The following is a 14037-nucleotide window of genomic DNA, read 5'->3' as shown; positions in this document are numbered from 1 at the left end:
TACCAATGATTACAAAGTATTTCAATGGGGTGTTTAACATAGATATTTCAGCTCGGGAAAAAGTTATCTTGGATGAATTGATCGACAGAAATGAAGAAGTGACAATTAAAGAATTATCGGAGAAAATAGCTGTCAGCCCCCGGACCATTCACCGCGATTTGAAAACGATAGAAAAGTTATTGCGTGCGTACAACCTTAAACTTGTACGGAAAACTGGGGTTGGCATTAAGATTGTAGGGGGAGAAACAAATAAGGCAGCCTTAAAACAAAAGTTAAACACTTTCACATCTCGAGAGTATACGCTGGACGAAAGGCAAACCCTGATTTTGTGCACATTGTATGAATCATCAGAGCCTGTGAAGCTATTTGCACTTGCCAATGAACTAGGAGTGGCAATTGCGACAATCAGTTCAGATTTACTTAAACTAGAGGAACAATTAAAATCCTTTAAGCTATTAATCGTGAAAAAAAGAGGGTATGGAATTGAAATAAGCGGATCAGAAAAAGCAAAACGACGAGCAATGAGTTACGTGATTGCCAAGACATTAAAAGAAGACGAGCTGTTTTCGTTTACCACAGAACGTATTCAGAAGAAGTCTGGGAATCGAGAGAATCCTATATCCAAACGGTTATTGCATCTTGTTGATCGGGAAAAAATACTTATTATTGAAGATGTCATGCAACAATTAAATCGAGTACTCCCATTTCCAATTACGGATAATGCTTATGTCGGACTTATAGTTCATCTAACCCTGGCAATTGAACGTATTATCTTAGGTGAAAATATTCAGATGGATTTGGTGTATTTGGAGCAGTTAACAAAGGAACCTGAATACAACATCGCACATGAAATTATTGCCAAATTATCGGCTCGTTTCCAGATTGAAATACCTAAAGCTGAAATTGGGTATATTACGATGCATCTTCAAGGTGCCAAGCTTCGTCATAATGAAGGACAATTATTTGAAGCCTCCAATTTGGAAACATTCATGCAAGCGAAGAAACTGGTTCAGTGCATGGAAGATGCGACGGGTGAGGAATTAATGGATAACGCGCCCCTGTTAGAAGGTCTTGTTACGCATTTGAAGCCTGCAATTTATCGTATTCGACAGGATATGGGTATCACCAATCCTTTGTTGAAGAGTATTCGTAAAGATTATGAAGAGTTGTTTCAGATTGTCAAGGATGCCGTTGGACAAGTTTTTCCGGAGCTACGAATACCTGACGAAGAGATAGGTTACTTAGTGATGCATTTCGGATCTGTCCTACTTGGTTTGAAGGGTGAAAAGGATTTAAAAGCCTATATTGTTTGTTCCAGCGGCATTGGAACATCGAAAATGCTTGTATCGCGACTTCAACGCGAAATACCGGAAATTGCAGAAATAACGAATGTATCTCTTTTTGAATTAAATGAACTTCAAATCACTGATAGAGACTTAGTTATTTCTACTATTTACTTACAAGATTTCAGCAAGGAATATTTGATCGTCAGTCCATTTATGACACAAGAAGAAATTAAACAAGTACAGCTGTATGCAAGAAGACAGATGCTTATTAAAAAACCGGTTACCTTGTTAAACCATGGTAATTCCACTATTGAAGAAATAACTAACGGAATGAAAAATATTCATTTATACACGGGAACAGTAGCCGAGTTATTATCGGGTTTTCAGCATTCATCACAAAAAGAACATATGTCAGTAGAAAAATGTATACGAGCAGCGTGTAACCAATTAGAAAAGAAAGAAATTATCAAAAATGCTGAAGTTGTAGCAGATGCTCTATTTGCAAGAGAAGCTATCGGAGGAATAGGAATTCCTGAAACAAAGCTAGCTTTATTCCACACCCGTCACGAACAAGTTCTTAAGCCTTCGTTTACGATTCAAACACTTGTGGATCCAATCGTAATGGCAGCGATGGACGGAACGGATAGCGAAGTCAGTCATTTATTACTTTTATTAGCCCCTCATACATACCATGAACAGGGTTTAGAAGTACTAAGTTTCATTAGTTCACTCATTATCGAAAACGAAAAAAGTATTGAATTATTTGAATCAAATCAGGGCGCACTAATCCATTCCTATTTGGCACAGAATTTTAAGCAGTTCATAGATGAAAAAATTAAATGACTAAAGGAGTTTTTACAATGACATTACCTATTTTATCAATTGAAAACATTGTGTTGAATCAAGTACTTGCAACAAAAGAAGAAGCAATCCGCCTAACAGGGAAAATCCTTTTTGACAGAGGTTATGTTGAGTCAAGTTATATAGAAAAAATGCTTGAACGCGAAGAAATGACAACTACGTATATGGGGAATTTTGTAGCCATTCCACATGGTACAGACGATGCAAAACAAGAAGTAAAGAAGTCAGGAATTGCGATTATTCAAGTGCCACAGGGTGTAGATTTCGGAGATGGGAATATCGTTAAATTGATCTTTGGAATTGCTGGAAAAGGGGACGAGCATTTAGAAATCCTGTCGAATATTGCAATTGTAGTTTCTGAGGAAGAAAATGTAGAGGCAATTGTGAATGCATCGTCTAAAGATGAAGTTTTATCCTTCTTTGAAGGAGTGAACTAACATGATCGCTGTTCATTTTGGCGCTGGAAATATAGGTAGAGGCTTCATTGGAAACTTATTGTATCAATCCGGATTTGAAACATGCTTTGTAGATGTGAACAGCGAGCTTGTTAAATTGATAAACGAAAAAAAACAATACCGTGTTGAACTTGCAAATGCAGCTCACGATGGACTGCTTGTGAAAAATGTTCGAGCCATTAATAGTGCGTCAGATCCGGAATTAGTAATCGAAACGATTGCCAAATCCGATCTTGTTACAGCGGCGGTTGGGCCTAATATACTGCCCTTTATTGCGGGTTTACTTGCTGAAGGGCTTAAAGAGCGTCTCATTCGAACGGGACATCCGTTAACAATCATCGCTTGTGAAAATATGATAGGCGGAAGTGCTTTTCTTAAAGAAAAAGTATATGAAAAATTAACTGAAGACGAAAAGTTACGATTTGATGACTGTTTTAGCTTTCCGAATGCAGCGGTTGATCGGATCGTCCCAAATCAAGTAAATGAAGATAAGACAGCGGTTCAAGTGGAGCCGTTTTACGAATGGGTAGTTGACGAATCGGAGATCATTGGCGAAAATCCACCTGTTAAAGGGATTACGTTCGTTAAAGATTTGGAACCATATATTGAAAGGAAATTGTATACGGTGAACACAGGTCATGCAGCCGTTGCCTACTTTGGTTATTTGGCAGGTATCAGTAGAATGGACGATGCACTTGCAAGTGAAGAAATCAAGACGATGACTGAGAATGTCTTGCAAGAAACCGGCAAATTACTCATTGCTAAATATCAATTTAATGAGCAAGAGCATGGCGATTATATCCAAAAAATTATGGGGCGATTTGCAAATCCATTTATTACTGATGATGTAACTCGTGTCGGTCGCTCACCTATACGTAAACTTAAATTCAATGATCGGCTTGTTGGACCAGCAACACAATACCTAGAGTTATTTGGTGAGACACCGACTTATTTGGCGATGGGAATTGCAGCAGCATTACGTTATGATTATCTGGAAGATCCAGAAGCAAAGCTGATTCAAGAGACGATTCAACAGCAAGGTATCCGCCATGCAATTGAAACATTTACCGGGTTAAAAACTGGAACAGCTCTGTTTACAGCTGTTGAAGAGGAATATCGAAAACTTAAGAAAAATTGACTTGTAGTAATGATGGTTGTAAGTTTAAGTGTTTTTAATCTTAAGAACAAAAGCGCAAGCGGTGTTCTTTGCTGCACAGCAGGACTGACAAATTAGGGAACACGGCCAAAGTACGCCGCGTCCTGAGGCAATGTCTGCGTGACCCACATCCTGTGGGCCTTCGAGCATCTGGGGGCTAGAGTCAGGCCGTGAAATCACTATGCTGCAACTTATCCACAGTCCGTAATTTTTAGTTACCTAAGCCACTTAAAAGGCCTACCTAAATGCACTTCGCATATAGGTAGGCCTTTTAAGTGAGAATTTGAATACGCCCAGGACGGTGCTTAGCAATTATTTTACAGACTAAATATATCGGTCCAGTTTTGATCATTTGCTCTATTTATTATCTATGATTTCTTCGCTAATGATTCGCTGTGGATGAGTGTACAGATTAAAGGAACTTTTCCGTATAAATCCAACAGTGGTAATGCCAAGTTCTTCTGCAAGTGACAGTGCCAATTCCGTAGGGGCTGATTTTGATAGGACAATTTCACAGCCGATTTTTGCCACTTTCAATAAGATTTCCGATGAAATACGACCACTGAACACAATTACTTTGTCTCTGACTGGAATCGTATGTTTCAAACAATGACCATAGATTTTATCCAAAGCATTATGCCTACCGATATCCATCCTCGACAGAATAATGTTTGTAGGCGTGCAGAGTGCTGCATTATGGACGCCGCCAGTTTGACGGAAAATGTTTGCTGATTGTTCCATCTGCTCCATTAGGAAAAAGCATTCTTTCGGAGTAAGTGAGACATGAGTTTTCGTCATTTTTTTTGCCGTCAATGCATCGTTAGCGAACACAAATCCTTGTCGACTCATACCACAACAAGAGGTGATATAACGTTTGTTTAGCAATTTTTCGTAAAAAGGATACATTTTGTCCGTTTTGATATGGACAATCCCCAATTCTTCCTGTACGGAAATAGCTTTGATATCTTCATAGTTTGGAATGACGCCTTCAGATGCAAGAAAACCGACGGCCATGTCTTCGATGTACTCGGGTGAACAAACGATTGTTGCAAATTCTTGGTTGTTGATTTTGATAGTGACAGGATGTTCGACGACAATTTGGTCCTCTTTTATCGTGAAATTTCCATTTGAATATCGAAAAATAGTCCGTTTCTTATCTTGTTCCATCCATTATTCCTCCTTTGTTAGTAAAAGAAATACCTTTATATTAATTGTTTATTTATACGAGTTAGAATATACTAATACCTAGTAGCGTTAGTGCATAAATTGCTGTGGAGTTATCAAACTTTAACTGGAAATATAGAATGTTAATTTAACATGTTCTGTTAGAAGACTATTTCACTATGAAAGTGCACTTGTCAAGTCGGTGTATTAATTCATGGTGGTTTTTTATATATAAAAGGAGGCGCCTACATGCCAATCAAAATTGACGGTTCCAATTATTACTTCGTCGAAGGCAAGACAATTCTTGAGGTGATCAATGACCATGAAATTACTCATTCGCAAATTTGTTACTTACCGGAAGTGGACCCAATTGAGACATGTGATACGTGTATCTTGGAAGTGGATGGTCGTCTAATGCGTGCCTGTTCCACAAAAGCTGTCTCTGGAATGCATATAGCGCTTTCTTCGACGCGTGCCAAAGAAGCTCAGACGGAAGCGATGGATCGCATTCTCGAAAATCATTTGCTGTATTGTACAGTATGTGACAACAACAATGGCAACTGTAAAATACATAATACCGTGGATATGATGGAAATTGAACATCAGAAATATCCGTATGAACCAAAATGTACACAAGAAAGTGTGGATTTTACACACCCATTTTACCGTTACGACCCAAATCAATGCATTGCTTGTGGTCAGTGTGTAGAGGTATGTCAAAACTTACAGGTAAATGAAACCTTGTCGATTGATTGGGAGAGGGATCGTCCAATTGTGCTGTGGGATGGGGGCGCGAAAATCAATGACTCTTCATGTGTAGGCTGTGGCCACTGTGTTACCGTATGTCCATGTAATGCACTAATGGAAAAATCAATGCTTGGAGAAGCGGGATTCATGACCGGGCTAAAAGAGGAAATCCTGTCACCGATGATTGAACTTGTCAAAGACGTTGAGCCGGGATATAGCGGAATCATGGCTATTTCAGATGTTGAATCGGCAATGCGCGATACGAGGACGAAGAAAACGAAAACAGTCTGTACATTTTGCGGAGTAGGCTGTTCGTTTGAAGTGTGGACGAAAGAGCGGAAGATTTTAAAGATCCAGCCCGTTTCGGATGCACCAGTCAATGCGATTTCAACGTGTATTAAAGGGAAATTCGGTTGGGATTTCGTCAACAGCGAAGAACGAATTACGAAACCACTTATACGAAAAGACGATTCATTTGTTGAAGCTACATGGGAAGAAGCGCTTGACCTTGTTGCTCTGAAACTCGGTACAATAAAGAAAGAGTATGGTAAAGAAGCTGTCGGCTTCATTTCATCTTCGAAAATCACAAATGAAGAGAACTATGTTATTCAAAAGTTAGCACGCCAAGTATTTGAAACAAATAACGTTGATAACTGTTCCCGCTATTGTCAGTCTCCAGCGACAGAGGGGTTATTCCGTACAGTTGGAATGGGTGGAGACGCTGGAACAATTAAAGATATTGCTAAAGCGGGTCTAGTTATTATAGTCGGAGCTAATCCAGCGGAAGGACATCCAGTTCTCGCAACTCGCGTAAAACGTGCGCATAAACTGCACGGGCAGAAATTAATTGTCGCCGACTTGCGGAAAAATGAAATGGCTGAACGATCCGATATCTTTATAAGTCCGAAGCAAGGAACTGATCAAGTCTGGCTCATGGCAGTGACAAAATACATGATTGATAAAGGATGGCATGATCAGTCGTTTATTGATAATAATGTCCATTACTTGGATGAGTTCAAAGAAGTTCTTGAGAAATATACACTTGATTATGCTGAAAAAACATGTGGTGTAGCGAAGGAGATGCTAATTAAGACAGCGGAAATGATTCGTGATGCAGACGGTACTTGTATTCTGTGGGGAATGGGTGTGACACAAAATACCGGAGGCTCAGACACTTCTGCCGCGATATCCAATTTGTTGCTTGCAACAGGTAATTACCGTCGCCCTGGAGCAGGGGCCTATCCCCTACGTGGGCATAATAACGTACAGGGGGCGTGTGATATGGGATCTCTACCTGGATGGCTTCCAGGCTATCAACACGTTTCTGATGGAAAGGCACGTCAGAAATTCGAGAAGGCATACGGTGTGAAAATCGCTAGTAAGCCTGGGCTTGATAATATCCAGATGCTGCGATCCGTCGATGATGGAATTATGAAGGCTATGTACATCGTAGGGGAGGATATGGCACTTGTCGATTCTAATGCGAACTATGTACATGATGTCTTGTCTAAACTCGATTTTCTCGTTGTACAGGATATTTTTTTCTCAAGAACGGCGCAATATGCGGATGTCATTTTACCAGCGGTTCCATCGCTTGAAAAAGACGGTACATTTACAAATACAGAAAGACGTGTACAGCGTTTATACAAAGCACTTCCAGAATTGGGCGATGCACGCGCGGATTGGTGGATTGTCCAGGAAATCGCCAAACGTCTTGGCGCCAACTGGAACTACAGTCATCCGAGTGAGATTTTTGCGGAAATGGCAAGCCTTTCACCGTTATTCAGTCAAGCGGATTATAGCGTTATGGAAGATTGGGACAGCTTTTTATGGGGCAGTTTAGATGGTGCAAGCACACCGTTATTGTACGTGGACGGATTTAATTTCCCTGATAAAAAGGCACGTTTCGCTCTGTCTGACTGGGTGGAACCTGTAGCGTTTCCGGTAGAATATGATCTCCACATTAATAACGGGCGCTTGCTGGAACATTTTCACGAAGGCAATATGACGAATAAATCGGATGGGATTCAGGAGAAAGTACCGGAGGTTTTCGTTGAAGTTTCGCCGGAACTTGCGAAAGAGCGAGGTGTGTTAAGTGGTTCTCTTGTACGTCTGATTTCGCCATACGGCGCATTAAAGCTGCCGGCACTTGTAACGGATCGAGTGAAGAAAAATGAATTATTCTTACCGATGAATTCGGTTGAAAAAGATTCAGCCATTAATTTTCTAACCGGTCCTGCTGTCGATAAGCGCACGAATACACCTGCGTATAAACAGACGATGGTACGAATGGAAGTACTTCGAAAAGAAGGAGAAAACCCGTTACCGAAATCGAACCATCGCAATAAAGAGCGTCATCCGCAAAATGGTGTGGAAGTAGAGCGGAAATGGGCGCGTCCAGGATACCTGCAATTAGCAGAAGATAAGAAAGAAAGGTGATCTACGATGGCGGTACCCATTACTTCTATTAAAAAGAAAGTACTGACTCCCGAAGAAATCAAACAGAATAAACTGGAGGAGCTGCAGTCGTTAATTGCCGAACAAGATCAGGCTCTCAATAAAATATTAGAAATCACTGGAGAGTTGGATGGTGCAGGAGTCTTAGATGCGCTGAAGGCAATGGTGAAAGCAAAGGATGATATTGCAAAAATTGCGGTGGACCAAGCATCGCGTGACCCAGTGACCAATATCATCAACCATGTGATAAATGCAACCGGTGTGATTTCATCTATTGACCCTGATGTAACAGCGAAACTTGCAGCGAGTGTCAAAACTGGGCTCCATGAAGCGGAACTTTATAGTGGTAATGGGCAAAAAGTAAGTGTTTTTCAATTGATAACCGCGCTAAATGACCCTGATACGAACCGTGCTGTAAAATTCGGGTTGAATTTTCTGAAAGGGATGGGGAAAGGGTTAGAATAAGCTATCATGTAGGAGAAGGTTCAAAAAAATACTAGCGATAAGTCTCGATTACACACAAATAAAATAAAAATCAGCCATGAATGTTTTATGGCTGATTTTTATTTTGTGTTCCATAGTATTTAATTACGTCGATAACTCCATTGTTGGTATCGAAAGCGTACAAAGCAACCTATGCAAAAACCTAGAATTGCGATGAGTGCAGCTATGCCAACCATCAACGTAGCGATATTAAATAATATAGTCCAATTCAATAAAAAGCTTAGGCTTGCAACGAATAAAAATCCAACAGCTAACCATTGGTTAAATCTTAACTGCGCGTAGTCTTCTTGAATATATTGATTTGCCGGTTTAGCCAAGAGTCGTTTAACAAGAACTAAAATTGGATGGAATCCCGTCAATAAACTTGAGAGATTTGCGATTAATGGAATGAATAGAATCCAAGCTGACTGTGTTAGAAGTGCAATAATTACAGTTAAAACAATCGTCCATTGATTCGCCATTACTAAAGGTTTTGGAATTGTTTTCATATTAAAACCTACTATTCTAATTGGATTTAATATTATTATATGTTATGGCGACCGGAATGTACATGAGTAAGAAGAAAAAAATAGTGTAAAGGGGACTTCCACAACTTCTTAATAAAAAAGTAGGGCCTATTTTCAGTATTTATCTATAGATGTACATAGGCGGAAATTGTTAGCAGGAAAGGATTAATGTATGAAAATAAATGATTTTTTATCGCATCTAGCGTTTTCGTCGTTTATTTGACCTGGTCTGGGGCTACATTCCGGTAAGAAAAGAGGTTATTCTTAATATAGGTAAACTTGGATTAATTAACGTCATAAAAGGTGCCAGATTCCAAAACAGCTCAAAGTTGTTTTAGAATCTGGCGTTTTCATTGTGTCTGATACTAAAACTTAACAAAGTAATGAATAATCGAAACTGGTTCGAAATACACCGTTATTTAATCTCTAGGCACAAATGTTTTACAATCCGTTTCTTCGCTACTTGTTGCCTTTTTACCCTTTTGACTGACTACGTAGATAGAATTCGCTTTACATTTATTGCCCGGACCCCAAAACTTACAGTTACTCACTTCACAAAGAATTTCTTGAGCCATAGTATCACACCTCCTTTTTGTTATGATGAACAGAAACAGGAGGATTGATACTTTAATTCTTTAACAAGCACCTATTTATAGAACTATCCTGATTTTTAAAATGTTAGTTGAAGTTGCAAACATTGCGTAGTCGTGTAGAATGACGGATACTATATAACGAGCACGATTAATAGTAGGAGATGTTCAGAAATGACTATAAAAAAAGAAGTTGAAATGAAATTAAAACAACATGGAAATAAAAGAGTAAACCGTGGGCGACTGTTAGTGAAATGTCCGGATAAACCGGGAATTGTATCAATGTTGTCGACGTTTTTGCTTAATCACGATTCAAATATTATTGAATCTAGTCAGTATTCAAATGATCCGGAAAAGGGTAACTTTTTTATTCGAATCGAATTTTACTGTGAAAACTTAAAAGAAAAGTCTGCACAATTGGAAAGTGATTTTGAGGAAATCGCTACCAGGCATTCTATGGATTACCACTTTGCTTATGAAAACGAGCGGAAGCGGACAGCTATTTTTGTTTCAAAAGAAACCCATTGTTTAATGGAACTTTTGTGGGAATGGCAAAATGGCGATTTAGACACAGATATTGTTGTCGTTGTTAGTAATCATGAGGACGCGCGAGGGGTGGTCGAATCTTTAGGAATTCCTTTTCATTATATACCGGCCAATAAAGATATCCGGAAACAAGTTGAAAAAGAACAGATTCGCCTAATGGAGGAATATGATGTTGATTTACTAATACTTGCTCGTTATATGCAAATTCTTACGTCTGATTTTGTCGATCATTTTCAGCATCGGATCATCAATATTCACCACTCTTTCTTGCCAGCGTTTATCGGAGCCCGCCCATATGAACGTGCATATGAACGTGGTGTGAAGCTGATAGGGGCTACATCCCACTATGTTACGAATGATCTTGACGAAGGTCCAATAATTGAACAGGATATCGAGCGGGTGGATCATCGTGATGACGTAATTGATTTGAAAAAAATCGGTAGTCGAATCGAGCGGCGCGTTCTTGTAAAGGCGGTAAAGTGGCATCTTGAAAATCGGATTATTGTTGAAGGTAACAAAACGATTGTGTTTCATTAATAAGAGTTTAGCTTTTGGTACAGTTTTGAATAGTTAAGAAACTAGATTGCTTAGCACGGTTAATCCGTATTTAAGTAAATGGGAAGACAAAATTAATAAGGCCAATTTCTTAATTAAACACGAATGATTACAACATCGTGTTTAATGGAAATTGGGCCTTTTTTGTTTTTTTAGTGATTACTATGTGCACTGAAAAGATATGATTCTATCCAAGTCTATTCTCCATGGAATCCACGCATTGCCATCCCATTTAAAACCAGTTGTTGTAATATAATCGATGTATGTTGGATGAAACCAAAAAGACGTCCGGTTTACGAGCCGTAGGTAAGTATTTCGATATAAGCAACCACGTAACGCGCCTGGATCTATAGAAAGTGGCCCCGTTTGTTGTTTTGGAATAATAGATGGCGGTGCTTTAGTCGGTGCAGCACCTTGTTTTGTAAATTGAACTGGTTCTTGATTTTTTGGATAATGTGGCTGTCCAAAGGGTAACTCCGAGTTCTTGGGATTGTGCGGGACTGGAAATTGATCATCAGACATAATTGAACACCTCCTTTTTCGATAGACACCTAGTAATATATGTGGGAATTGTATATTAGGAACCAGTTAGAATAGTGGTCAAGGTGTTGATGTAGCAATCGGATCGGCAGGTTCACCAAATCGTTCTGTACAAGTACTTGCTTTACCTAAAAAGGCTGGGGAAGTCGTCTTTATTGGTATTCTATATTGAGATGTTCTAATTGAATACTTATAATGCGAAAAAATAGTTAGAAATGAATTAACTGTATTGGGTTCATGGAATGCCATTTCTGCCCCATTCCCAGGTAATGAGTGGAGTACGTCCGTTCATTATATGAGTACAGGGCAAATAAACGTGAAACCGATGATAACACATCGATTACAATTAAATGAAGGGCCAGTAATATTTAATAAAATTGTCAAAAGATACGGTTTTTTTTGGAAAGATCCTTTTCTATCCCGACTCAAAATGATAAGCTGAGTAGGTAAGTATTAATTTAGTGAAGGAGTTTGATGAAAATGGTTGAAAAACAGTTTATAATTACGGATGAACAGGGAATTCATGCACGACCTGCATCAATATTAGTAAGTACAGCAACCAAATTCAAATCCGAAATAAACTTGATTTACAATGACAAAAATGTCAATTTAAAATCAATTCTGGGCGTAATGTCTTTAGGGATTGGTCTAGGGGCAGAATTTATAATTAGCGCCACTGGAATCGATGAACAGGATGCACTGAACGAACTTGAAGAAGCATTGAAAAACGGAGGACTGACTAACTAATGAGCCTACTTCATGGAATTTCAGCATCAAATGGAATTGCAATAGCAAAAGCATACCGTTTTGTTGAGCCAGATCTATCTTTCAGAAAAAAAACTGTTGAAGATATTCCGGAAGAACTTGCACGCTTTAAGTCAGCTGTCTCTATTTCAAAAAGTGAGTTAGAGTCGATTCGTGATACCGCTGCAAAAGGACTTGGCGCAGATGAAGCAGCTATCTTTGACGCACATATATTAGTTTTACTTGATCCGGAGCTACTGACTTCGATTGAAGATAAAATTAAAACGGATCATGTAAATGCTGAACACGCACTTAAAGAAACATCAGATATGTTTATTACAATGTTTGAGCAAATGGATAATGAATATATGAGAGAACGGGCTGCGGATATTCGTGATGTTGCGAAGCGTTTGCTGTCCCATTTGCTAAATGTTGAAATTGTGAATCCGAGCATGATTACTGAAAAGGTAATTATTATCGCAGAAGATTTAACTCCATCAGACACGGCCCAGTTAAATCGTGAATTTGTAAAAGGCTTTACAACTAATATTGGTGGGAAGACTTCCCATTCTGCGATTATGGCGCGCACATTGGAAATCCCTGCTGTTGTAGGCACGAAGGAAGCGACAAAGCTGATTCAGGACGGTGACATCATCATTGTTGATGGGTTTAAAGGAGAGGTCCATATTAATCCTACTCCGGATGTCATTGCTACATACGAAAATGAACAATTGAAATATGAGCAACAAAAGACAGAATGGACAAAGCTAGTGGATGAGAAAACAACCACTGCTGATGGACACCTTGTTGAGTTAGCAGCAAATATTGGCACCCCGGAAGACTTAGAGGGAGTCATTAATAATGGTGGAGAAGGAATCGGATTATACAGAACTGAATTTTTGTATATGGGTAGAAACCAACTCCCAACTGAAGAAGAGCAGTTTGAGGCTTATAAGAAGGTTTTACAGGGAATGGAAGGTAAGCCGGTCGTTGTACGGACCCTTGATATTGGTGGGGATAAAGAACTCCCTTATTTAAACCTCCCTAAAGAAATGAATCCATTTCTAGGGCTTCGTGCCATTCGTTTGTGTTTGGAAGAGCAGGATATTTTCCGTACGCAATTAAGGGCACTATTAAGAGCAAGTTCATATGGGAATCTGAAAATCATGTTCCCGATGATTGCAACTCTTGATGAATTCCGCCAGGCGAAAACCATCTTGGAGGAAGAGAAACAACAACTGATAGCTAACAATATTAATGTTGCTACTACTATTGAGGTTGGTATCATGGTAGAAATCCCTTCCACTGCAATTCTGGCAGATCAGTTTGCGAAGGAAGTTGATTTCTTTAGTATTGGAACAAACGATTTAATCCAATATACTATGGCTGCTGATCGCATGAATGAACGTGTTGCATATTTATATCAACCTTATAATCCAGCAATTCTACGATTAGTCAAGATGGTTATTGATGCCTCACATAATGAAGGGAAATGGACTGGAATGTGTGGGGAAATGGCGGGGGATGAAATCGCTATTCCTTTACTTTTAGGCCTTGGTCTCGATGAATTCTCCATGAGTGCCACTTCGATTTTAAAGGCCCGTACTCAAATTCTGAAATTGAACAAGAGTGAAATGGAAGAACTTGCGAATGAAGCCCTGCAGATGTCAACAGCTGAGGATGTAGTTCAAGCAGTTACGACTCGCTGCAAATTGTAATTCAAAAGAATAAATGAAAACAGTCATTCATATATGAATGGCTGTTTTTTTGTTTTTAATAGAGTATCTTGAACATTGTGAAAGCGGGTCGGGTCGCTTAATCGATAATAAAGGTTCTAAGTCAAATGTTGGGGTGATGTGATTTGCACGTCACCCTTTATCCTAAATGAACCCCGATTTCTTTATACTTAATGTTCAATAATATCTT

At 39.2% G+C, this 14037-nt stretch carries 12 protein-coding genes; 8 read left to right on the top strand and 4 right to left on the bottom strand.

Annotated elements, in window-relative coordinates; translation table 11 throughout:
* The first annotated feature begins 5 nt into the window (after window positions 1-5).
* Genes I2483_RS02645 through I2483_RS02635 form a run of 3 tightly spaced genes read left to right on the top strand, consistent with a single transcriptional unit; the run spans window position 6 to window position 3740 of the window.
* Window positions 6-2129: a BglG family transcription antiterminator gene (locus I2483_RS02645; RefSeq protein WP_218624839.1), complete on the top strand. Its 2124-nt coding sequence runs from the start codon at window positions 6-8 to the stop codon at window positions 2127-2129.
* A 17-nt stretch (window positions 2130-2146) separates the two neighbouring features.
* Window positions 2147-2584, top strand: a complete 438-nt coding sequence (locus I2483_RS02640; RefSeq protein WP_207173768.1) for a PTS mannitol transporter subunit IIA — start codon at window positions 2147-2149, stop codon at window positions 2582-2584.
* 1 nt (window position 2585) lies between these two features.
* The gene (locus tag I2483_RS02635; RefSeq protein WP_207173766.1) at window positions 2586-3740 is read left to right on the top strand and encodes a mannitol-1-phosphate 5-dehydrogenase; all 1155 of its coding nucleotides are present in this window, start codon (window positions 2586-2588) and stop codon (window positions 3738-3740) included.
* A 375-nt stretch (window positions 3741-4115) separates the two neighbouring features.
* Here the strand turns inward: I2483_RS02635 and fdhD are convergent, their stop codons facing one another.
* Complete coding sequence (gene fdhD / locus I2483_RS02630) at window positions 4116-4925, bottom strand: formate dehydrogenase accessory sulfurtransferase FdhD (protein WP_207173765.1); 810 nt, start codon at window positions 4923-4925, stop codon at window positions 4116-4118.
* 246 nt (window positions 4926-5171) lie between these two features.
* On the opposite strand from fdhD, the gene fdhF reads away from it, so the two are divergent.
* On the top strand, window positions 5172-8108 hold the full coding sequence (gene fdhF, locus I2483_RS02625; protein ID WP_207173764.1) for a formate dehydrogenase subunit alpha: 2937 nt from the start codon (window positions 5172-5174) through the stop codon (window positions 8106-8108).
* A 6-nt stretch (window positions 8109-8114) separates the two neighbouring features.
* On the top strand, window positions 8115-8591 hold the full coding sequence (locus I2483_RS02620; protein ID WP_207173762.1) for a helical membrane plugin domain-containing protein: 477 nt from the start codon (window positions 8115-8117) through the stop codon (window positions 8589-8591).
* A gap of 119 nt (window positions 8592-8710) precedes the next feature.
* Here the strand turns inward: I2483_RS02620 and I2483_RS02615 are convergent, their stop codons facing one another.
* Both I2483_RS02615 and I2483_RS02610 read right to left on the bottom strand, forming a co-directional pair.
* Window positions 8711-9118: a DUF4395 domain-containing protein gene (locus I2483_RS02615; RefSeq protein WP_207173758.1), complete on the bottom strand. Its 408-nt coding sequence runs from the start codon at window positions 9116-9118 to the stop codon at window positions 8711-8713.
* 437 nt (window positions 9119-9555) lie between these two features.
* On the bottom strand, window positions 9556-9711 hold the full coding sequence (locus I2483_RS02610) for a DUF1540 domain-containing protein (RefSeq protein WP_082786555.1): 156 nt from the start codon (window positions 9709-9711) through the stop codon (window positions 9556-9558).
* A 213-nt stretch (window positions 9712-9924) separates the two neighbouring features.
* Here I2483_RS02610 and purU point away from each other — a divergent pair, with 213 nt between their 5' ends.
* The gene (gene purU, locus I2483_RS02605) at window positions 9925-10809 is read left to right on the top strand and encodes a formyltetrahydrofolate deformylase (protein WP_481886308.1); all 885 of its coding nucleotides are present in this window, start codon (window positions 9925-9927) and stop codon (window positions 10807-10809) included.
* 180 nt (window positions 10810-10989) lie between these two features.
* Here purU and I2483_RS02600 read toward each other — a convergent pair whose 3' ends face one another.
* Entirely contained in the window at window positions 10990-11349 is a 360-nt protein-coding gene (locus tag I2483_RS02600; protein WP_207173753.1) for a collagen-like protein, read from the bottom strand.
* Between the two features lie 498 nt (window positions 11350-11847).
* On the opposite strand from I2483_RS02600, the gene I2483_RS02595 reads away from it, so the two are divergent.
* Entirely contained in the window at window positions 11848-12114 is a 267-nt protein-coding gene (locus tag I2483_RS02595) for a phosphocarrier protein HPr (protein ID WP_207173752.1), read from the top strand.
* Window positions 12114-13829, top strand: coding sequence for a phosphoenolpyruvate--protein phosphotransferase (gene ptsP, locus I2483_RS02590; RefSeq protein WP_207173747.1), 1716 nt, complete (start codon window positions 12114-12116; stop codon window positions 13827-13829). Before I2483_RS02595 ends, ptsP begins: the two co-directional genes overlap by 1 nt.
* Window positions 13830-14037 lie beyond the last annotated feature (208 nt).

It is taken from the genome of Sporosarcina sp. E16_3 (genome assembly GCF_017347125.1).
Lineage (GTDB): Bacteria > Bacillota > Bacilli > Bacillales_A > Planococcaceae > Sporosarcina.
The sequence above is the reverse complement of the archived record's forward strand: the minus strand, read 5'-3'. Positions and strand labels throughout refer to the sequence as shown.